We start from the raw sequence: 19,785 nt of genomic DNA, 5'->3' as shown, positions 1-19,785 counted from the left end.
ATTTTTTACTTAAATCAGTCAATTGCTTATTTTAGGTGAAGCGATCATTGACTGAATAATTATATCTTAACTCAAACATAGCTCATGGGGCAATACAGCCCTGATAACCTTTAAGTGAGTTTAAACATTGCTGAAGCCTTGCTTCGCTTACGTATTTTTATATTGAGTCAGTTTTTCCGGCCTTCGGTCAATGGGAAAACTAGCCAGAAAGCCAGATATTTTGTATAATCGAGATAACGTTTTATGAGTAGCCAAGCCACTTCACATCATACTTATAGAAAAGGCTAGCTTACTTTAGCCTATTGGAAGTGAGCTTTTTAAAATACGATCGTGACTAGGAGGAGCATTATGTCGACACTGATCACTGGGATCCCTGTGAGTTCAGGTATTGTTATTGCTAAAGCCTATCCCTTGGTGGAACCCCCACTAACTTTTACAAAAGAAAAAATTACTGGGGTTGAGCAGGAATGTGACCGCTTTAACGAAGCGAGAAAAAAAGCTTACCAGGATGTTGAGGGGATTTATGCAAATGCTAAGAGGAGATTAGCTTCGAGTGATGCGGAAATTTTTCAAGCTCATTTGCAGATGCTAGACGATCCTGAATTCAATGGTGAAATTACAGCCCTTATTAAAAATGAACAGGTTAATGCGGAGTATGCCTTGGACACCGTGGCTAAAAAATTTATCACTCTATTTGAAGCAATGACGGATAATGCCTATATGCAGGAGCGGGCGAGTGATATTCGAGATATCAGTAAAAGGTTAATGTCCCATCTCTTAGGGGTCATGCTTCCAGACTTACGGGAAATTTCTGAAGAAGTGATTTTAGTTGCTGATGATTTGACCCCATCTGATACTGCTCAATTGAATAAAGCTTACATTCAAGGTTTTGTCACCAATGCGGGCGGACGCACCTCACACTCAGCTATTATGGCTCGTTCCCTTGAAATTCCGGCTATTGTGGGGACGGATCACATTACGAAACATGTTCAAGCCGCTGATCTTCTCGTCATTGATGCCTTAGAGGGTGAAGTGATCATCAATCCCAGTTCAGGTGAACTCGAAAAATACCAGCTTAAAAAAGAAGCCCATCAAAAGCGGCAAGAGCAATGGAAACATTTGATCCAAGAGCCAGCACGTTCAAAGGATGGGGTTGAAGTCACTTTAGCAGCCAATATTGGCAGTCCCAAAGACTTACTTAACTTAGAAGAAAATGGGGCGGAAGCAGTCGGCTTGTATCGGACAGAATTTCTCTATATGGATAGCCAGCATATGCCCAGTGAAGAAGAGCAATTTAAAGCCTACAAGGAAGTAATCCAAGCTTTACAAGGGCAATCTGTGGTTATTCGGACACTCGATATTGGTGGCGATAAAAAATTGCCTTACTTAGATTTACCGCGTGAAATGAACCCCTTCTTAGGCTATCGGGCTATTCGCTTATGCTTGGGGAATCGGGAATTATTTATGACGCAGTTGCGTGCCTTGGCTAGGGCATCTGCTTATGGGCCTTTAAATGTGATGTTCCCCATGATTGCGAGTGTGGAAGAATTTAGAGAGGCGAAGGCTTTAATGCAGGAAGCAAAAAACGCGGTTCAAGAAGAAGGCCATGACGTTGGTAAGCTTGCTTTGGGAATCATGGTTGAAATCCCAGCAACGGCTATTTTAGCCGAGCAATTTGCTAAGGAAGTTGATTTCTTCTCTATCGGGACGAATGATTTGATTCAATATACCATGGCTTGTGACCGGATGAATCAGCAAGTTTCCTATTTGTACCAACCTTACCATCCAGCCCTTTTAAAACTGATTCGCCATATTGTAAAGGCCAGTCATCAAGAAGGTAAGTGGACCGGGATGTGTGGGGAGATGGCGAGCGATCCGCTAGCCATACCGTTGCTTTTAGGCATGGGCTTGGATGAGTTTTCCATGAGTGCCACTAGCTTGCCGCAGGCTCGGGCCATTATTCGCGCCTTAGATACGCGGGAAATGGCTGCTTTGGTCGATAAGATTATTGACGAAGCGCAAACGGCGGACGAAGTGCTTCACTATATCCATGACGAGATCCCTGAATTACAGGAAATTCTTGGGCTTTAAGTCTCAAACATTCCCGCAAAGTCCAGATGAGCTGCTTGCTGCTAGGGCTTAGCTTTGTTACAATAATAGCGTATATCGTTATGAAGACAAGGGTGAAGAGAATGCCAGCTTTGGAATTTACATTGAAGAAAAAAGATAAGCGCTCCATGGCGCGTTTAGGGGAACTGAAAACGCGCCATGGTGTGGTGCACACCCCGATTTTTATGCCAGTAGGAACGCAAGCTACGGTGAAAAGTTTAGCCCCTGAAGAGCTGGAAAAAATGGGCGCAGAAATTATTTTAAGTAATACTTATCATCTGTGGCTCAGACCGGGGGATGAATTGATCCAAGAAGCTGGTGGCTTGCACGCCTTCATGAATTGGAAGCACCCGATATTGACGGACTCAGGTGGTTTTCAGGTCTTTTCCTTGAGTGATCGCCGAAAATTGACCGAAGAAGGTGTCCATTTTCGTAGTCATTTGGATGGCCAGAAGCTATTTTTGAGTCCGGAAAAGGCTGTTCATATTGAGAATAATCTAGGCGCCGATATTATTATGAGTCTCGATGAATGCCCTCATTTTGGTCATTCTTATGACTATATTCGTGAAAGTATTGCCCGAACGACGCGCTGGGCCGAAAGAGGCTTGCGGGCACACCGGCGCCCAGAAGACCAGGCTCTTTTTGGAATTTTACAGGGAGCAGGTTACAAGGACTTAAGGCTCAATCATGTGCGTGATATGGTCAGTTTGGATTTTCCTGGATATAGTATTGGTGGCCTTTCGGTAGGGGAAACGAAGGAAGAGATGTATGAGGTCTTAGATTATTTGACGCCGGAAATGCCGGAAAACAAACCTCGTTACCTGATGGGCGTTGGGAGCCCTGATGCTTTGTTTGAAGGGGTTCTTAGAGGAGTAGACATGTTTGATTGTGTCTTGCCTACCCGCATTGCCCGTAACGGGACTTGCATGACGAGCCAAGGCCGGCTGGTGGTTAAAAACGCAACCTTTAAACGTGATTTTCGTCCGATTGATGAAGCTTGTGATTGCTACGCTTGTAGAAATTATAGTCGGGCTTATATCCGACATCTGTTTAAGGCTGATGAAACGTTTGGTTTACGACTGACAAGTATCCACAATCTGCATTTCCTCTGTCAGACCATGGCTAGGATTCGTCAAGCGATCGCAGAGGGAAACTTACTGGAATATAAAGAAGCATTCTTTGAGTCTTACGGCTTGAATGAAAGGAAACCTAAGAATTTTTAAGGTATGAATTTGGACAAAGGGAGGAAAATATGTTTGCAAATTTAATTCTAACAGGTGGAAGTAGCCTGATGTCGATTGTTCTCTATGTATTAGTTGTTGGGGGGGTTATGTATTTCTTTCTGATTCGTCCGCAGAAGAAGCGCCAGCAACAACACCAAGAAATGTTAGAAGAAATGCAACCTGGTAGTGAAGCCATTACGATTGGGGGCTTACACGGGGTGATTTCTGAAATTGATGATACGAAAAAAACAGTGACCTTAGATTGTGAAGGGGTTTACCTTGAATTTGACCGCCATGCGATTGCTCGGGTACAAAATGTTCAAGGAACGCCAGCAGCAGTGGGGTCAGAAGAAACGTCTCATGAAGCGCACAAGCAAGAGGAAATTGACCAGCCTGAGCAAGTCGAAAATTCGACCTCCGAAGATACGGATGAATAGTGCTTATGGCTATTCAGCACGATATTCAAGTTAAAGAATCAGCCTTTAGCCGCTTTTTCATTCGTCGTGCCCTAAAGAAAAAAGTCCAAGAATTTCATCAAGAAGGCTATCAAACGATTAGCGTAGAAGAACTCAGCCGTTTTTTCTATCAATATGAATGGCAGGAAGAGGCTCCTAAATCTTTACGACAAAAATTAGCGGCTATTAAAGCCTTACATGTGAACCGGTATTTTGATTTTATTAAATTAGAGGCAACTTCTCTTCATGTTCCTGAACTTCAGGAGATTGACCTTTCAAAATTACTTTAGTTTCAAGGTGAGACGTTGGCGTCTCATCTTTTTATTTGCGGTGCTGCCTGCAATTTAGGAAAATATTCGGTATAATAAAAGAAATAAAAAGGAGATGACAGCCATGACACGGAGTCGCGAAGATTATATGAAAGCGATCCTCTATCTGAGTCGTGATGATAAATATGTGAGTAATAAGCAGTTGGCAGAAAGATTGAAAGTTAACGCTGCTTCCGTCACTGACATGATCTTAAAACTAGATCAAGATAATTACGTAGACTATACCCCTTATTACGGGGTAAAATTGACTCCTACCGGCCGAGCTTATGCCACGAGAGTCTTAAGAAACCACCGGATTTGGGAGGTTTTCCTTTGCGATAAACTAGGCTATACTCCTTCCGAAGTGCATGAAAAAGCAGAAATTTTAGAACATTATGTGAGTGATGAATTTGTCAACCGCTTAGACGCCTATTTAAATCATCCCAGCTTGTGTCCTCATGGCAATACTATCCCCAGGCAAAATGAAGAGCTGACCGAGGAATAATATGCGGCGAATTGGCATGCTAGACTTTCCCGAGCCTGTGATTTCCGGAAAACGGAAAATTTTACATGTCGACATGGATGCTTTCTACGCTTCTATTGAACAACGGGACAATCCCGCTTATCGCCATCGCCCGATCATTATTGCTAAACATCCCCAATTGACGGGGGGCAAGGGCGTGGTAGCGACTGCTAGCTATGAGGCTAGGCAATACGGTGTTCATAGTGCCATGAGCGCTAAGGAGGCTTATGAACGCTGTCCTCAGGGAATTTTTGTTCCTGCTCGCCATCCTTATTACAAAAAAGTCTCCCAAGAAGTGCGCCAAGTTTTTCGAGAATTGACCCCGATCATTGAACCTGTTTCCATTGATGAAGCCTATTTAGATGTAACGCATAACAAATTAGGCTTAGCTTCAGCCTATCAAATTGCCCAGCTTCTCCAATTTAATATCTATGAAAAGGTGCAATTAACAGCAAGTATCGGTGTCTCCTATAATAAATTTCTAGCCAAGTGTGCTTCTGATCTCAATAAGCCAGCGGGGATTGCCTGTATTCCACCCGAGGAAGCTGTGGCTTTTTTAAGTCAGCTTCCCGTTCAAGATATTTATGGTATCGGCCGAGAAACCGTTAAACATTTACATGAGCGGAATATTTATACGGGGAAAGATTTACAAGCCCTCAGCCAGGAGGAATGTTTAAAACTGTTTGGAAAAGCTGGTTTGGGCATTTATGAGCGGCTGCGCGGGGTGGATAATCGTCCCGTACAAGTCAGTCGCGCCGTGAAATCAGTAAGCCGGGAGCGCACGTTCTTTCCTTTTTTAACGGATGAACAGGACATTGTTTTAATGCTTGGTCGCCTCGCCAAAGGAGTTCGTGAAAGAGCTCAAGCTAAACAAGTCGATGGCTATGGGCTAGCCTTAAAATTGCGCTATGCCGACTTTACGACGCTAACAAGGCAAGTTCAAAGCCCTGTTGCCCTGACATCTTGGGAAAAGATTTATGAATTAGCTTGGGAATTATGGGAGTTAGTCGGAGAGAGGGAGCGAGGGGTGCGCTTACTAGGCCTAGCCTTACTAGACTTAAATCCGACCTATTTGGAAAATATGCGTTTAAATTTTGATACTTAAAGTCTTTGAGAGGATGAGACTTATCAGAACAAAACATGAACAAATTATAAATTATATTACTGATTTACCGATTGATAGCAAGCTTTCTGTCCGTCGCATTTCTAGGGATTTAAATGTCTCCAATGGAACAGCCTACCGGGCCATCAAGGAAGCAGAGAATCGCCAACTCGTTAAAACCATTGATCGAGTGGGGACTATTCGTGTCGAATCGTATCCTTCCAAAGACCTTAAGCAACTGACCATCCGCCATGTTGTCCAACTGGCTAATTGTAAAATTTGGGGCGGACGGCAAGGGCTGGACCGGCAAGTACGGAAATTTATTATTGCTGCGATGCAAGAAGAGGCGGTGCTAACATATCTGGCTCCCGAAACCGTGATGCTGGTCGGGGACCGGGAAGATATTCAAGAAATTGCCCTACAGCATAATTGCGCCGTTATTATTACTGGCGGTTTCGAGCCAACCCCGGCTATTATTGCCTTGGCTAATGAACGCAATATTCCGGTTATGACGGTAAATTTTGATACTTTTTCAACGGCTACTATTATTAATAAAGCCATGATTGAGCGTTCCATCCAGCAAGATATTGTTTTGGTTGAGGACATTTTTATACCTATTGAAGAGACGATCTACCTCAATGACCAACAGACGGTGCGAGATTACCGCCGTCTCACGAAGGAGTATCCCCACACTCGCTTTCCCGTCGTGGATCAGGAGGGTTGCTTAGTGGGGATTGTTACCGCTAAAGACCTCCTGGGCTTAGCCAATGAAACCCTCATTAGTGTTGGCATGACGACAAAGCCTTTAGTGGCGCGCACGTCGATGAGTGTTGTCAGTGTCACTCATATGATGGTTTGGGATGGTTTGGAATTATTGCCTGTTGTTGATGATCGGGGCAAGTTGCTTGGTATTGTCACCCGTCGTGATGTGCTTAAAACGCTTGAGTATGCCCGCCACAGTTTAGCCTTGGAAGATCGCTTTGAAAGTCTCTTGGATGAAAAAATATCTTTAGTGCCAACCCAAGCGGAGCAAGTTCGCTATCGTTTTAAAAGCGATGCGACTATGGTCAATGAAGTGGGTTCTTTGTCGACCAGTCTTTTAGCTATGGTCATTCAACTGGTAGTTGAGCGCTTCTGGGCCGATCACTATCATAAAACGGCTATTATTGAAACAGTTAATTTTTTAAGTCTACATTTAGTTCAACTGAATAGTACCTTAGATATTGAACCGCGTTTACTGATGCAAGGTCGTCATAAAGGTCATACCGAGGTGGCCGTTTACCACGGAAAAAATCTAATGGCCAAGGCTTTCGTCAGTGTGCAGTTACCACTCGACAGTTCGAAAACATCTGGGAGGGATTAGCAATGCTTGCACAAATTCTAGAAGAAATTAAAAAAGCAGAAACTATTATTATTCATCGGCATATTCGCCCCGATCCGGATGCTATTGGCTCTCAATTGGGCTTAAAGGAAGTATTAAAAGCAACTTACCCTGAGAAAAGTATTTATGCGGTTGGGAAAAATGAGCCGAGTTTAGCTTTTATGGGGACTATGGATCAGATTTCTGATGAGGTCTATCAGGATGCCTTGGTTATTGTTAATGATACGGCTAATCTAGCGCGAATTGATGATGATCGGTATGCCTTAGGACGAAGCTTAGCCAAGTGTGATCACCATCCGAATACTGAGCCTTACGGTGATTGGCAGTGGATTCACGAAGAGGCAAGTTCAGTTTCGGAATTATGGGCAGGGGCTGTTTTGCAGGCGGCTAGTGGTCTGTCAATGACTTCAGCTAGCGCCCGCTTGTTTTACTTAGGGATGGTAGGGGATACCGGACGCTTTCTTTTTGATAATACCAGTTCGCATACCCTGGCCATTGCCTCCCAATTACTTGAGTATACCTCTTTTCCAGCCGATGATTTAAATCATATGGAAGAATTAAGTCCAACGCAAATGGAATTACTGGGAGAAGCTCTATGTCATTTAGAACGAACCCCTAGTGGTTGGGTCGCCTCCCTAACGGTTCACCAAGCTTGGTTACAAGAACATCAGCTTCCTGAGGCGCGGACACATTTTTTAGTGGGCTATCCTGGTCGCTTGGAAGGGGTCTTGGCGTGGGTGGTTTTTGTCGAGCAAGAAGATGGGAGTATTCGCTGTCGGCTTCGCTCTCAAGGGCCCGCGATTAATGGTTTAGCTCAAGCTTATCGAGGCGGAGGCCATCCTAAGGCCAGTGGCGCCACCGTTTATACACCAGAGGAAATGAGGCAGATGCTTCAAGAAATGGATCATTTATGTGAATTATTTATTGCTGGTGAGAAGGAGGGGTAAAATGCAATTTAAAGACTATCATTTCAAAGCTTTTATTGAGCAGGCCTTAGAGCAGGAAAATTTTGACCAGCCCACCGAAGTTCAAGAAGAAGTGATTCCACTTCTTCGCGATGGGGAAAGTTTGGTGGTCCAAAGTCAGACAGGCTCTGGAAAAACATTAGCTTTTTTGCTGCCTTTATTTGAAAAATTAGAAAATAAAGCTGAGACGCAAGCTGTTATTATAGCGCCTAGTCGTGAGTTAGCTGGTCAGCTTTATGAAGTGGCACAAAAGATCAATCAACAACGCCCGTCGCCGTTTTTGATAGAACGCGCCTTTGGGGGCACGGATACAGACCGGCAAGCTGAACGCTTAGAGGGGCAAACTCCCGCTCTCGTTATCGGCACACCTGGACGCTTATTAGACCTTGTTAAGCAACAACTATTGAATGTTCATCGAGTCAGGCTGCTTATTATCGATGAAGCTGATATGACTTTAGATATGGGCTTTTTAGATGTGGTAGATCAATTTGCTAGTCGCATGCCGGAAGATTTGCAAATGGCTGTTTTTTCAGCGACCATTCCTGATGCTATTCAGCCTTTCTTGGAGAAGTATTTAAATCGTCCCCAGTGGTTATTGCTAGACGAAAAACATGTCTTGCCTAAAAATATTAAAAATGCTTTGCTGCTCGTGAAAAGTCAGAGTAAACTGGCTGTATTGGAAGAGGTCTTAACCTTAGGAGAGCCTTACTTAGCCTTAATTTTTGCTAATACGATAAAAAGGGTTGAAGAATTGCATCATGAATTAAAAAATCGTGGCTTAAATGTTTGCTGCCTGCATGGCGACTTGCCCAGTCGAAAACGACGTCAGATCATCCGTCGCATCAATAATCTCGATTTTCAATATGTCGTGGCTACGGATTTAGCTGCGCGGGGAATTGATATCGAAGGTGTCTCCCACGTCGTTAATTATGAGATTCCTGAAGATTTATCCTTCTTAATCCATCGACTCGGGCGAACGGGACGTTTAGGTCGACAAGGTTTTGCCCTAACCTTATTGACTCCGGATGAAGAAAGTAAACTTCAATATTTAGAGGAAAAAGGCTTGCATTTCGAAGCCATGAGCCTTGAAAATGGCCGTCTGGTGCCGACTGAGTATTCTTTCCATCTGGAAGTAGAAAAAAATGTGGATCATCAGATTCGGGGGATGGTCAAACGAGCCCAGAAAAAACCAGTTAAGCCGGGTTATAAGAAGAAGTTAAGTCGGCATATCAAGCAATATAAACATCAAAAAAGCAAAGAAAAAAGGCGCCAGCAAGAAAGGCAACGTCGTAAAGGGCGACGTGACAGTCAACGCTGGTAGCCTTAAGGAAGCAAGTTACTGATCTTTATGATCGGTATCTTGCTTATGTTTATGCTCTTTTTCCTCGTCATCACGGCGATAGTGATACCGATGCGTCATTTGCTTGAAAATTTCATCGATATTATCCTCATTTAACTTCAAAATTTTAGTAAAGCGAGTGAGTTGCCAAATAATAAAAAGGGCAAAAATGACCAATAATTCTGTTTGAAAGGGAATCGCAAAACCAAATAATAATAAAACAGAAAAGAAGGTCACAGGACGAGTGAGGCCCATAACGCCTAAGGATAAGCATTGGCCATAAGTGAGGTGGGCTTCTTTGGAGAAACGGAAGAAGGTTAATATTAAACCGATAACACACGTCAAGATAAACAAATGCAGACTTGACCATAAGAATATTAAGCCAGCGGTAATGAATAAAAAGGACCACTGGGGAGAAACAAACTGCTGTAGCAATTTTTTAAAGGCCTTTTGATCAAAATTCTGGCGATCAGAACTGAGCTCTGTATAAGGCAAACTGAGGGGCTGATCGAAAAGCTTAACGCTAAGCGCCTCTTCGCCAAGTTCGATAGCAATGGGCTGGTTGCCGCTCTCAGAGCGAATATCGGCATCTTCCAATTGTTTATTGGGATTAAAAGTGAAGATTAAGTAATTCGTTTTGACCATAAAAGCTTCATCTTCAGTGGTCTGTAGTTGGCCTTTTTCCACATGGAAATCAGGAACTTTTTGCATAATACTTTGCCCATTATCCCTAAGCACATCCAGCTCCTGATAAGCGAGTCGGTAAAGGGGCAGGGAGAAGATGAAGGCAAGTAAAAATAAATACTTCAACCGTTTCCCAAGGGAAAAATCAATGACTTGTAGGGCCTGTTTACTTTTTACGATCGCCTGGCGAAATAGGGTTAATACTGACAAAACAAAACTCCTTTAACTTCCATAAATTAACTTAAGTATAGCAAAGATTTGGGATTAGTAGCAAAATATCTTTCTTGTTTTCCGTAAGCATATTAATTGCAATTCCCATTTTCAGGCCGCTATAATGACAATAAGGAGGAGATATTAATGAGCTTTGAACTACCTGAATTACCCTATGCTTATGATGCCCTTGAACCTCATTTTGATGAAGAAACGATGAAACTTCATCACGACAAGCACCACCAAACCTATGTGAACAATGCCAATAAAGCTTTAGAAGGGACGGATTGGGCTGACAAGAAGCCTGAAGAGATTTTGAAGGCTTTTGCTGATCTACCTGAAGAGCTTAAAACTCCTGTCCGCAATAATGTTGGTGGTCATGCTAACCACTCTCTTTTCTGGACTGTTTTAAGTCCTAATGGTGGCGGGGAGCCTGAAGGAAAATTAGCAGAAGCCATTAAGGATGCTTTTGGCAGCTTTGAAGCTTTCCAAGAGAAATTTACAGCAGCAGCCAAAGGGCGTTTTGGTTCTGGCTGGGCTTGGCTCGTTGTCGATGATGGTAAATTGAAGATTATGGACACGCCCAATCAAGATACGCCTTTAATGGAAGGTCTAACCCCTATCTTAGGTTTAGACGTTTGGGAACATGCTTATTACCTCAAATATAAAAATGTTCGTCCCGATTATATTGCTGCTTTCTTTAAGATTGTTAATTGGGAGGAAGTCGCCCGTCGTTTTGAAGAAGCAATCTAAATTTTAAGGGAACATAAAAAGCAGTTGGTGGTTCTGCCAACTGCTTTTTTATTGAAAATTTACAGAGATTCCCTCATGGCTTCGCGTTTATTATTTAGAATTCGCTTAACGACCTTCAAGCGAGTAAACTCTTCCCGTTCTTTTTCTTCCAAAGCTTGAGTAATATGAGAATGAACCACTTGCAATTGTGGAATGGTAATATTTTGCAAAGCATTCACCCGCTTTTGGGTTTTAAGAATATTTCTGGCTAAACGGTAAGCTGAATTCTCAATAACGGCCAGTTCGACTTGTAGCTGGTTGACCTTAGCAAAGGCTAAGCGTGCTAAGTCGACCGTCACACTGGTATCATATAAGGAATATGCCGGTGCTATCTTTTTATGGCGGCTTTGGGTTTCCGGAATGGCCGTGCCCATGACACTGCGAATTTTAAGTCGCAAGTCAGAATCAATGGGAACCGCGGTAGCGGCATGGTAAATCGTGGGTAGACTAATGTCTTTAGCCGCTTTATCTAATAGACGATAAGCTTCTTGGTAAGCTTCGTCCAGTTCTTCTTGAACTTGACGGGCTTTTTTTGTTAAACGGTGAATCTCATTCACAAGAATCATCCGTTTTTTATCCATGAGATGGTAGCCACTTTGACTTAGCGTCAAAGTTTTTTCAATCTGCATGAGATTCCCTTTCGTTGGGGTATCGTTAACGTCCATGGTCCTCACCTTGCCCTTGGTCTAAGCGTTCTTGATCGGCATCATAATACTTATCCAAGAGTTTTGAATCGATGCGGTTAAGTTCGTCTTTAGGGAATTGGCGGAGAAGGGACCAGCCGAGATCAAGAGTTTCTTCAATCATCCGTTCTTCGTCAGGCTTTTGCGCAACAAATTGCTCTTCAAAAGCCTTCCCAAAATTGAGGTAACGCTTATCCATGTCAGATAATTCTTCTTCCCCAATGACCGAAGCTAAGCTACGGGCTTCGTGGGCATTAGCATAGGCTTGGAATAATTGGTTACTGATATCATCATGGTCTTCCCGCGTATAGCCAGCACCAATCCCATCCTTCATGAGTCGAGAGAGGGAAGGGAGCACAGCAATCGGCGGGAAGATCCCTTTACCGTGAAGTTCGCGATCCAAAACAACTTGGCCCTCGGTAATATAACCAGTTAAGTCCGGAATAGGGTGGGTGATATCATCGTTAGGCATGGTTAGAATAGGAATTTGAGTAACCGAACCTGAACGCCCTTCGACAATTCCAGCACGCTCATAAATGGTTGCTAGTTCGGAATAGAGATAACCTGGGTAACCTTTACGTGAAGGGATTTCTTGTTTGGCATTAGAAATTTCCCGCAAAGCTTCACAGAAAGAGGTCATATCAGTAAGAATGACAAGGACTTGCTTACCTTGTTCATAAGCGAGATATTCCGCAGTTGTGAGCGCCATGCGGGGCGCGATTAAACGTTCCATTACCGGATCATCAGCTGTATTGACAAACATGGTGACATGTTCAATGGCGCCACTTTCTTCAAAGGTACGCTCGAAGTAATTAGCAATATCATGCTTAACGCCCATAGCAGCAAACACAATCGCAAATTCTTCATTTTGTTCAGAGCCTAGTTTGGCTTGCTTAACAATTTGAGCGGCTAATTCGTTATGAGGCATCCCTTCACCAGAAAAGATGGGTAGCTTTTGGCCACGAATTAATGTGGTCAAACCATCAATGGCAGAAAAGCCGGTTTCAATATAGTTACGTGGATATAAACGAGAAACCGGATTAAGGGGAGCTCCGTTAATATCGCGATGGATCCCACCTTGAATAGGGCCTAAACCATCGATTGGCCGCCCAATCCCATCAAAAATTCGGCCTAAAATGGCAGGAGAGAGACTAATTTCCATCCCACGACCGGTAAAAATGGTGTGAGTATTATCCAAAGACATGGCTGTTGTGGCATCGAACACTTGGATAATGGCTCGTTCCCCTTCCATGGTGATAATTTGCCCAATTTTTTCTTCCTGATGGTTAACAGTAAATTGAACAATATCACCGTAGGCAGCGCCACGAACACCATCGATCGCCACGAGGGGGCCATCAATTGAACTGAGTCCTAGATACTCGATTGGCATTCTTTATCTCCTCCTTATCCATTTTCTGCCATGGCGGTGTCGTAGAAGTCGTCAATATGTTCATAATAAGCATTGAAGGCTTCAGGTTTATCGTTAGGAACGTTGTAACGCATATTAATCAATTCATTAAAGATTTGGGCTTGGTTGAGATAATCCATTGGCATACCCCAGTTTAATAATTGTTCGCAACGTGATTTCAGATATAAGATGACATGCAACATGGCCGCTTGTTTTTTCAGCGGTACATTTCCATCAATCTCATGGAAAGTATTTTGCTGCAAGAAACCTAAACGAAAAACACGGGCAATTTGCAGGGTTAATTTTTGCTCATCAGGTAGAATATCGCTCCCAATCAATTTTACAATTTCATTCAGACGATCTTCTTCTAGCAAAATGGCCATCATATCTTGGCGGTCTTGAACAAAGTGTTCACTGACAAATTTTTGATACCAAGGGTTAAGGTCAGTGACATATTGACTGTAACTGTTCATCCAGTTAATGGCTGGATAGTGGCGGGCGTGGGCCAGATTAGCGTCCAAGCCCCAGAAACAGCGGACAAACCGCTTCGTATTTTGCGTGACCGGCTCCGAGAAGTCCCCTCCTTGAGGAGAAACAGCCCCAATAATTGAGACGGAACCCCGTTGGTGATTCAACGTTTCCATATCACCAGCGCGTTCGTAGAAGGTTGCAATGCGACTAGCCAAGTAGGCAGGGTAGCCTTCTTCAGCAGGCATTTCCTCTAAACGTCCAGATAATTCCCGTAAGGCTTCTGCCCACCGTGAGGTAGAGTCCGCCATGATCGCAACGTCATAGCCCATATCACGGTAGTATTCAGCGATCGTAAGCCCTGTATAAATCGAAGCTTCCCGGGCGGCTACCGGCATGTTTGAAGTGTTCGCAATAAGAACAGTGCGTTCCATGAGTGGGGCATTCGTTCTAGGGTCAATCAATTTACTAAAGTCTTCCAATACCTCAGTCATTTCATTTCCCCGTTCGCCACAACCAATGTAAACAATGACATCGGCATCTGCATACTTAGCGATTTGGTGTTGCATGGTCGTTTTTCCGGTCCCAAAACCACCAGGAATTGCTGCGGTTCCTCCTTTCGTAATCGGGAAAACCGTATCGATAATTCTTTGGCCAGTCAGCAAGGGGATAGAACCCTCTTTTCTTTGCCGAACGGGCCGGGGATTACGAATCGGCCATTCTTGGCAACTGGTAATGGTAATGGTCTTGTTGTCAAAGGTCTCCAATTTCACTAAGGCTTCTTCGACGCTATAGTGGCCTGATTCTGCTACCCAGATGATTTTCCCCATGACATGGGGGGGAACAAGGACTTTATGCGTCATTGCAGGGGTTTCTTCAATTTCTGCAATAATATCGCCTTCAGTGATTTGCTGGCCTTCGGATACCAGCATTTTAACTGGCCATTTTTTCTCCGTATCTAAAGCTTTAGCGTTAATGCCGCGGCGAATGTAATAGCCACTTTCTTCTTCGATAGCACGAAGGGGACGTTCAATCCCGTCATAGATGTTGTTTAACAGGCCAGGCCCTAAGGTGACACGCATGGGTAAATTGGTACCAATGACGGGTTCGCCAGGGCGGATCCCTGCTGTTTCCTCATACACCTGAATCGTTGTTTGATACTCATCAATCCGAATCACTTCACCAATTAATTGTTCTTTACCGACATGAACCATTTCTTGCATGGTCAGGTCAGTTTGGCCTTTAATGGTAACGATTGGACCGTTAATGCTGTAAACACTATTGGTCAAGTTCCTTCACCTCCTTAATTTCAAAGTCATCAGCTTCACGTTCTAGCAGTGTTTGAAAGGAGTAATCAATTAGAATATTTCTCTTTCGCAATACCCCACGCATCCCACCGAGAAATGGGCGGTCCGACAGTTTAATGTCATGCTGGCAAACTTCCTTGAGTTGGCCTTGTAAGTTTTGATCGGTGTGATCGATATACAAGTCACAAGTTTCTCCATTGGCATAGTCCAGAATTGTTTCCGCCATACGTTCTAACTGCTTCGCATAAGCCGCTTCTGTTTTATAACTTTCAATGGCTTGGCGAAATTCCTTAAAAATTTTTTCCTTGATTTCTTGCTTGCTCAGATAGACATCACGTTGCTGGTGAATTTGACTTTCTGATAATTCCTTATTGAACTCTTGGATGAGGTTTTTTTGCTGATCAAGAAAGCGATTATGATATTTTTCTTCAATTTGTTTTTGATAAGTTTCAAAGTCTGCTTTTAAATTATTTTCATATTGTTTCAAACGTTCATCCGTTTCTGTTTTAGCTTCTTTTTGAATGGTACGCTCAAAGTAGGCTAACTTCTCTTGTTCGTCCAACAGTATCCCCCCTTAATTAGATGGACATACCAATCGCATGTTGAATGGTTTTAGCGAGGGCATCATCAATTTTTCCACAATCTTCCTGCCTTTTTAATGTTGAGATGAGAGGCTTGTCCTGGGAAAAACGCACATTGTTGATCTCATCTTGGTATTTCTGACTTAAGTTTTCAGCGATATAGAGAATAGCAAGATCATCTTCTTGAATGAGTCGCCTAAATTCAGGTAGAAAAGGGTGCTCTTCATTGATAAAAGTCCCATCAACGCCTATTAAGCGCATGCCTGTTAGAGCGGCGTAATCATCGGCAAGCACATATTGCTTCATCACTATAACCTCCCTTACGACAGGGTTTATCTTTTATAATTGCCCTAAAATCATGAAGGAAATGATCAAGCCGTACAGGGCTACCCCTTCGGCTAAACCAACGAAGATAAGGGAACGACCAAAGATCGAGCCATCTTCACTAATAGCGCCAAGAGCTGCACTGGCTGCACTAGCCACCGCAATCCCCCCACCAACGCAGGAAAGGCCTGTCGATAGGGCTGCAGCAATATAGCCTAGACCTGTTGCGAGACCAGCTTGGGCAGCGGCACTTGTTTCAGAAGCTAGGGCTACTTGAGGTTGGTAGGCTAAGATCAAGCTCAGCAAAATGCCAGCAGCAATGATCACCACATTGCTGGCTAGTGTTTTCTTGTAACGTTTTTTATTGCGCTCTCCTTTGAAGAAGTAAATAGCTGGGAAAATAAAGCCCAGCACAAAGGTAAGGGCGATCGTTAATTTGATAAGCATACTGATTGTCATGGATATTCCTCCTATTTATTATTGACTAATTGCCAAATACTTTTAAATTCAATGCCATCTCCTTGGTAGAAGTGGCTAAAGATTTCATAAAATTCGAGACGAAGTACTTGAATAAAGACAATCAAGCCTTCGAAGCCGACCACGAATAGATTTCCGAGGATAAAGACAAGCCAATTGATATTAGCTAAGCTGTTTCCTTCGGCGTGTGCAAACATCAATACAACACTCATCATCGCTCCGTGCGAAACAGCAAAGGCGCCCACCCGGACGAAGGAGATCGTATTGGAGAAGTAAGTCAAAATGGTTTCAAAGGTTTCAAAGAAAGTTGCTAGCAAGGTGATGGCCAGGCCATCTTGGTTTTCCTTGCCAGACTTTTTATCAATGAGATGCGTCATAATTTGTTCTTTAAAGGCGATGCAGAGAAGCAATAAGCCTAAGATCGTGCCGATAATTCCTAAGAAAGGAATCGTGTGCCCGGTCATATAAAGAATAATTAAGACGACAAGCAGGCCATAGAATAAGAAGCCAGCCAGCCCGTTACGGTCTAAAATCATGGACCAAGTTTCTCCTTGCTTCAGGCGAAGTCCAATATTCATCAGCATCGTTACTAGAATGATAAACATCCCAAACACCACGGTGGTCAGGAAAATGGTGTTTAACTGTCCGAAGAAAGGAACGGTACTTAGCGCTGTTGTTGGATTCAACCACAGTGGTTCTAAAACATCTTCAAAGCCGAAGATCGCCCCGTATAGGAAGCCAAAAATGGTCGATGAAATGCCGATAGGCACGAAGAGTTTCAGTAAGTTCCATTTTTTCTTAACGAAGCCTAAGCAGCCAATTAAGAATAAAAAGATTCCGTGACCAACATCACCAAACATTGCCCCAAACAATAATGAATAAGTGAGTGCCACTAACCCTGTTGGATCAAGCTCGTGGTAATTGGGGATACCATACATTCGAGTAATTAATTCAAAGGGTTTGACGAAAAAATTGTTTTTCATTTTCGTGGGCGGGTTCATATCACTACTATCAGTTTCATCTTCAATAAACATGGCGATCGTCCGCTCTTGCTTCAATTCTTCGGCCAAGGCTTTGGCTTGGTCTTGAGGCATCCAGGCCAGTAAGAGGTAACGTGTTTCTTTTTGGGCAAACTCATCGCGAGTAATGGCCGCATATTTTCTGACTTCATAGGCTTCAGACAAAGCCTCGAACCGCAAGCGGGCTTGCAGTAGTTTTTCCTGGTAGGGTGCGATCAATTTCTCGAGATTTGTTTGTGTTTCTTCAATTTCGTATTTACTTTCTTTATAGGCTGCTAGATAGGTTTGGGTAATGTCCTTGAAAGTCCCATGATTTTCAGGCAAGCGAAGCCGTTCAAAAGCAAGGGAATAATAAAGGGCATCGACACGTTGCCTTGCTTCATGAGTTGTGAAATACATCCCATAAACATAATCTTCAGTTTCCTTCGATTTGATAAAGAAAGAAGGAACCATTTCATTAATATATTTCACAAATTTCCGATAGTTATTGGGGGTGAAACGTCCAAAACGAATTTTTAAATGAGCCATGCCCAGCAGATCTTCCATAGGGTGGTTAATGCTGGCAAAAGGTTCATAAAGTTGGTAATTCGCGTAGGCATCGTTACGTTTTTGACGTAGGTTTTTGAGTTCTCCGCGCTCCGGAGCAAAATCGCGCTCAATTTTTTCAATGAGCTCTTGGGCCTCTTTCAATTCAATGTCGTCAGAAACCTCTTGTTGATCCATTTCCTCAGGAGCAAATTCCAATAATTCGTTAACTCGTTCTAACCAAGGCTCATAAGGATTAGGACTTGTATATTGTTTTAATGTTTTAATCTCTGCTAATTCTTTACTAGCATTGATCAAATGAACATCGTAATGACGTAAGTATTGGTCAGCCATACGGTCAATATCATCACGTGGACCGGTGATATTGACAAGGTGCATTTTTGTTATCATTAGAACTCCTTTCTAATCTGTGTCAATGTTGTTTGGGCTTCACTAAGGTCTGTTCAATGAGATGGATAAAATGTCTAACTTCCAATTCTTTTTGGTTAAAAAAAGCAAAAATATTAAGCACGCTATTAGGAAATTGCTTGGCAAAGCGTCGTAGTTGCTTGGCAATGAATTGTTCTTGCTGGTAGACGCTAAAGGATTCCTTGGCATAATTAAGAACTGATTCGTAACCTAATTCTTCCACCTTACGTTGGTAAGTTTCCGGACTTGTGCTGGCAAGCAGGTTTAAACGAACCTCCGGAGTTAATTTTCGGCCCGGCTTAAAGAGGTGGGCTTCGATTTCTTCATTCGTCACCTTGAACAAGAATTTTAATCGATAAATGGTATTTAGATTAATTAAATCATACTTCATTCCATAATAACGATTGAGGTCTTTTGCTAAATCAAGAGGAAGTAAATTTTTAACTTCTTGAACAGTCAATTCGGCTCGGAATTTATCCAGATCCGATTCAATAATGAACTGCTCATAGGAATCCTCAGAGAAATATTTTTCATGCTGGCTAAAAAACTTCGCAAATGGTGTATCTCTTAAAGCTTCAATAAAAGCATTAAAATTAGTCGCCAGAATGATTTCATTCAAATGGTAATGGCGACTTGTTTCTAAGTAATTTGCAAGTGGACCCACAGTAACATCAGTTTGACCTTTTTGTTCAATAGCCTTGAGGGCATGTTTAATGAATCGAATCTCAAATTGGAGACCGTAGATGGCAATGACTGGACGTAATTTAATATCCGCAAAATAATAGATTTTCAAAAAATCATCGATGACGCTATTCAGTAGGACTTTTTCAAGTTCTTTGGCTGAAGTCTTGGCTTGATTTTTTGGCCAATTAAGATTTGGCTTTAGCCGCTTAATTTCACGCTCAATATCTAGCCCCGACATATTTTCTAAATTCATAATTTGCTCTGGAGATAATAATTCTCCAGTCATCGCTTTAATTTTGGCATTGAGTGCCGGTGAGATTGACATTACAACTCACTTCCTAGTTTTTTTACTTTTTCCATGAAGTTTTGAACATAGTGGGGTTTTTGTTCGTTGACGAAAGCTTCAAGTTGCTGCCTTTTTTCGGCGTATTGCTTTCTTGCTTCCGACTGATCATGAGTTAATTTTTCTTCAAGTTGATTTTGATACTCTGTCAAGTCAGCTTCAAGTTTCGCTCGACTTTTTGCTTCTGTTTTTTTCTTCATTTCATCGTAACGCTTTTTAAGCTGTTTTTTCTTTTTAGGGAAATTTTCTGCATGCTTTTGCGCTTGACGATCTAATGTAAGAAGTTGTGCAATGACATCAGCCATCATATCGCCTCCTATCTAACCCTTGTTCATTCATTATAGGAAATGCTTCTGGGTAAGCGAAGATGATATGCAAGATATTCATGCAAAAATAGTCAAAATTTTCATTAAAACTTTTAAATAACGATATTTGCATAAAAATCC

General features: G+C 42.7%; 20 protein-coding genes. 10 read left to right on the top strand and 10 right to left on the bottom strand.

What is annotated here, in order from left to right; translation table 11 throughout:
• The first annotated feature begins 348 nt into the window (after nt 1-348).
• The 9 genes from ptsP to WF803_RS00570 all read left to right on the top strand — a co-directional run bounded on the left by ptsP (nt 349) and on the right by WF803_RS00570 (nt 9,387).
• Nucleotides 349-2,091 carry a phosphoenolpyruvate--protein phosphotransferase gene (gene ptsP, locus WF803_RS00610; RefSeq protein ID WP_489611208.1) on the top strand — a complete coding sequence of 581 codons (1,743 nt, stop codon included), beginning with the start codon at nt 349-351 and terminating at the stop codon, nt 2,089-2,091.
• A 101-nt stretch (nt 2,092-2,192) separates the two neighbouring features.
• Complete coding sequence (tgt, locus tag WF803_RS00605) at nt 2,193-3,332, top strand: tRNA guanosine(34) transglycosylase Tgt (protein WP_489611207.1); 1,140 nt, start codon at nt 2,193-2,195, stop codon at nt 3,330-3,332.
• 29 nt (nt 3,333-3,361) lie between these two features.
• Nucleotides 3,362-3,769: a preprotein translocase subunit YajC gene (gene yajC, locus WF803_RS00600; RefSeq protein WP_489611206.1), complete on the top strand. Its 408-nt coding sequence runs from the start codon at nt 3,362-3,364 to the stop codon at nt 3,767-3,769.
• A 5-nt stretch (nt 3,770-3,774) separates the two neighbouring features.
• Nucleotides 3,775-4,077, top strand: a complete 303-nt coding sequence (locus tag WF803_RS00595; protein ID WP_489611205.1) for a post-transcriptional regulator — start codon at nt 3,775-3,777, stop codon at nt 4,075-4,077.
• Nucleotides 4,078-4,180: 103 nt separating this feature from the next.
• Complete coding sequence (locus WF803_RS00590) at nt 4,181-4,600, top strand: metal-dependent transcriptional regulator (protein ID WP_489611204.1); 420 nt, start codon at nt 4,181-4,183, stop codon at nt 4,598-4,600.
• A gap of 1 nt (nt 4,601) precedes the next feature.
• Nucleotides 4,602-5,723: a DNA polymerase IV gene (dinB, locus tag WF803_RS00585; RefSeq protein WP_489611203.1), complete on the top strand. Its 1,122-nt coding sequence runs from the start codon at nt 4,602-4,604 to the stop codon at nt 5,721-5,723.
• A 13-nt stretch (nt 5,724-5,736) separates the two neighbouring features.
• The gene (locus WF803_RS00580; RefSeq protein ID WP_489611202.1) at nt 5,737-7,083 is read left to right on the top strand and encodes a DRTGG domain-containing protein; all 1,347 of its coding nucleotides are present in this window, start codon (nt 5,737-5,739) and stop codon (nt 7,081-7,083) included.
• 2 nt (nt 7,084-7,085) lie between these two features.
• On the top strand, nt 7,086-8,048 hold the full coding sequence (locus WF803_RS00575; RefSeq protein ID WP_489611201.1) for a DHH family phosphoesterase: 963 nt from the start codon (nt 7,086-7,088) through the stop codon (nt 8,046-8,048).
• 1 nt (nt 8,049) lies between these two features.
• A complete protein-coding gene (locus WF803_RS00570; protein ID WP_489611200.1) occupies nt 8,050-9,387 on the top strand; it encodes a DEAD/DEAH box helicase in 1,338 nt (445 codons plus the stop codon).
• 15 nt (nt 9,388-9,402) lie between these two features.
• Here the strand turns inward: WF803_RS00570 and WF803_RS00565 are convergent, their stop codons facing one another.
• Complete coding sequence (locus WF803_RS00565; protein ID WP_489611199.1) at nt 9,403-10,299, bottom strand: DUF1189 family protein; 897 nt, start codon at nt 10,297-10,299, stop codon at nt 9,403-9,405.
• Between the two features lie 147 nt (nt 10,300-10,446).
• On the opposite strand from WF803_RS00565, the gene WF803_RS00560 reads away from it, so the two are divergent.
• Nucleotides 10,447-11,052, top strand: a complete 606-nt coding sequence (locus WF803_RS00560) for a superoxide dismutase (protein ID WP_489611198.1) — start codon at nt 10,447-10,449, stop codon at nt 11,050-11,052.
• 59 nt (nt 11,053-11,111) lie between these two features.
• Here WF803_RS00560 and WF803_RS00555 read toward each other — a convergent pair whose 3' ends face one another.
• From WF803_RS00555 to WF803_RS00515, 9 genes are read right to left on the bottom strand one after another with little or no spacing between them, the layout of a single operon-like run.
• Nucleotides 11,112-11,756, bottom strand: coding sequence for a V-type ATP synthase subunit D (locus WF803_RS00555; protein ID WP_489611197.1), 645 nt, complete (start codon nt 11,754-11,756; stop codon nt 11,112-11,114).
• Nucleotides 11,746-13,164 carry a V-type ATP synthase subunit B gene (locus WF803_RS00550; RefSeq protein ID WP_489611196.1) on the bottom strand — a complete coding sequence of 473 codons (1,419 nt, stop codon included), beginning with the start codon at nt 13,162-13,164 and terminating at the stop codon, nt 11,746-11,748. Before WF803_RS00550 ends, WF803_RS00555 begins: the two co-directional genes overlap by 11 nt.
• Before the next feature lie 14 nt (nt 13,165-13,178).
• Nucleotides 13,179-14,939: a V-type ATP synthase subunit A gene (locus WF803_RS00545; protein ID WP_489611195.1), complete on the bottom strand. Its 1,761-nt coding sequence runs from the start codon at nt 14,937-14,939 to the stop codon at nt 13,179-13,181.
• Nucleotides 14,929-15,519 carry a V-type ATP synthase subunit E gene (locus WF803_RS00540; RefSeq protein WP_489611194.1) on the bottom strand — a complete coding sequence of 197 codons (591 nt, stop codon included), beginning with the start codon at nt 15,517-15,519 and terminating at the stop codon, nt 14,929-14,931. Before WF803_RS00540 ends, WF803_RS00545 begins: the two co-directional genes overlap by 11 nt.
• A 16-nt stretch (nt 15,520-15,535) precedes the next feature.
• The gene (locus WF803_RS00535) at nt 15,536-15,844 is read right to left on the bottom strand and encodes a V-type ATP synthase subunit F (protein WP_489611193.1); all 309 of its coding nucleotides are present in this window, start codon (nt 15,842-15,844) and stop codon (nt 15,536-15,538) included.
• A 33-nt stretch (nt 15,845-15,877) separates the two neighbouring features.
• Nucleotides 15,878-16,321: an ATP synthase subunit C gene (locus WF803_RS00530; protein WP_489611192.1), complete on the bottom strand. Its 444-nt coding sequence runs from the start codon at nt 16,319-16,321 to the stop codon at nt 15,878-15,880.
• A gap of 11 nt (nt 16,322-16,332) precedes the next feature.
• Nucleotides 16,333-18,294 (bottom strand): V-type ATP synthase subunit I, encoded by a 1,962-nt coding sequence (locus WF803_RS00525; protein ID WP_489611191.1) that lies wholly within the window; start codon nt 18,292-18,294, stop codon nt 16,333-16,335.
• A gap of 22 nt (nt 18,295-18,316) precedes the next feature.
• The gene (locus WF803_RS00520; RefSeq protein ID WP_489611190.1) at nt 18,317-19,321 is read right to left on the bottom strand and encodes a V0D/AC39 family V-type ATPase subunit; all 1,005 of its coding nucleotides are present in this window, start codon (nt 19,319-19,321) and stop codon (nt 18,317-18,319) included.
• Nucleotides 19,321-19,644 carry a hypothetical protein gene (locus WF803_RS00515; protein ID WP_489611189.1) on the bottom strand — a complete coding sequence of 108 codons (324 nt, stop codon included), beginning with the start codon at nt 19,642-19,644 and terminating at the stop codon, nt 19,321-19,323. The genes WF803_RS00520 and WF803_RS00515 overlap by 1 nt, the downstream gene beginning before the upstream one ends.
• Nucleotides 19,645-19,785 lie beyond the last annotated feature (141 nt).

The sequence above is a fragment of the Aerococcus sp. BD502 genome, from assembly GCF_057919555.1.
Note: the sequence above shows the minus strand (reverse complement) of the source record. Positions and strands in the feature narration are given on the sequence as shown.

Coding starts and splice junctions, on each gene's coding strand:
- WF803_RS00525 (WP_489611191.1), bottom strand. CDS start 18,294: ATGATAACAAAAATGCACCTTGTCAATATCACCGGTCCACGTGATGAT.
- WF803_RS00580 (WP_489611202.1), top strand. CDS start 5,737: ATGAGACTTATCAGAACAAAACATGAACAAATTATAAATTATATTACT.
- ptsP (WP_489611208.1), top strand. CDS start 349: ATGTCGACACTGATCACTGGGATCCCTGTGAGTTCAGGTATTGTTATT.
- dinB (WP_489611203.1), top strand. CDS start 4,602: ATGCGGCGAATTGGCATGCTAGACTTTCCCGAGCCTGTGATTTCCGGA.
- WF803_RS00590 (WP_489611204.1), top strand. CDS start 4,181: ATGACACGGAGTCGCGAAGATTATATGAAAGCGATCCTCTATCTGAGT.
- WF803_RS00570 (WP_489611200.1), top strand. CDS start 8,050: ATGCAATTTAAAGACTATCATTTCAAAGCTTTTATTGAGCAGGCCTTA.
- WF803_RS00575 (WP_489611201.1), top strand. CDS start 7,086: ATGCTTGCACAAATTCTAGAAGAAATTAAAAAAGCAGAAACTATTATT.
- yajC (WP_489611206.1), top strand. CDS start 3,362: ATGTTTGCAAATTTAATTCTAACAGGTGGAAGTAGCCTGATGTCGATT.
- WF803_RS00535 (WP_489611193.1), bottom strand. CDS start 15,844: ATGAAGCAATATGTGCTTGCCGATGATTACGCCGCTCTAACAGGCATG.
- WF803_RS00550 (WP_489611196.1), bottom strand. CDS start 13,164: ATGCCAATCGAGTATCTAGGACTCAGTTCAATTGATGGCCCCCTCGTG.
- WF803_RS00520 (WP_489611190.1), bottom strand. CDS start 19,321: ATGTCAATCTCACCGGCACTCAATGCCAAAATTAAAGCGATGACTGGA.
- WF803_RS00555 (WP_489611197.1), bottom strand. CDS start 11,756: ATGGACGTTAACGATACCCCAACGAAAGGGAATCTCATGCAGATTGAA.
- tgt (WP_489611207.1), top strand. CDS start 2,193: ATGCCAGCTTTGGAATTTACATTGAAGAAAAAAGATAAGCGCTCCATG.
- WF803_RS00560 (WP_489611198.1), top strand. CDS start 10,447: ATGAGCTTTGAACTACCTGAATTACCCTATGCTTATGATGCCCTTGAA.
- WF803_RS00595 (WP_489611205.1), top strand. CDS start 3,775: ATGGCTATTCAGCACGATATTCAAGTTAAAGAATCAGCCTTTAGCCGC.
- WF803_RS00530 (WP_489611192.1), bottom strand. CDS start 16,321: ATGACAATCAGTATGCTTATCAAATTAACGATCGCCCTTACCTTTGTG.
- WF803_RS00515 (WP_489611189.1), bottom strand. CDS start 19,644: ATGGCTGATGTCATTGCACAACTTCTTACATTAGATCGTCAAGCGCAA.